Origin of the sequence: Rhodococcus sp. T2V (assembly GCF_029269925.1) — a bacterium.
Classification (GTDB): Bacteria; Actinomycetota; Actinomycetes; order Mycobacteriales; family Mycobacteriaceae; genus Rhodococcus_F; species Rhodococcus_F koreensis.
Map to the genome: position 1 here is coordinate 1 of NZ_JARJBD010000487.1, position 528 is coordinate 528.

The window sequence follows — 528 nt, forward strand, 5'->3', positions numbered from 1 at the left end:
CCGAGACCGGGATCGGGTTCGTCCCCGACGTCGGCGGCACCTACCTGCTGGCCCGCACCCCCGGGGAGCTCGGTACGCACATCGCGCTCACCACCGCCCGCCTCAGCGCCGGGGACGCGATCGCGTGCGGGTTCGCCGACCATTTCATCCCGTCCGCCAGGATCGGACAGTTCGTCGAGGCACTGTCGACCACAACGGTCGACGAGGCGGTGGCCGCGTTCACCGAACCGGCCCCGGAATCGGACCTGCTGGCCCAGCAGGGCTCCGCGTTGAGCCAGAGGTTGCGGTGCGTGATCTGCACACCTTTGGGTCGTGCCGTCGTCCCCGAGGTGAAGTTGATGCAGGCGGTCGCATCCTCGTCGGGTCGCCAGGGCACGGGGTCGATCTCTGCGGGGCCGTAGAGCGCAGCATCGTCGCCCAGCACGAAGCGGTGTTCGACTCGGATCTCGCGGAGCGCCTCGTTCAACTCGGGATCGAGATAGAGCACGCGCGCTCCCGAGTGGTCGAGAATGTATTGGATCTCGTCGG

At 68.2% G+C, this 528-nt stretch carries 2 pseudogenes; one reads left to right on the forward strand and one right to left on the reverse strand.

The features are described 5' to 3' along the window. A pseudogene (locus P3H15_RS55000) lies at positions 1–263 on the forward strand (enoyl-CoA hydratase/isomerase family protein); the annotation flags it as partial. A gap of 35 nt (positions 264–298) precedes the next feature. Here P3H15_RS55000 and P3H15_RS55005 read toward each other — a convergent pair. Then, a pseudogene (locus P3H15_RS55005) lies at positions 299–487 on the reverse strand (AMP-binding protein); the annotation flags it as partial. Positions 488–528: the final 41 nt, after the last annotated feature.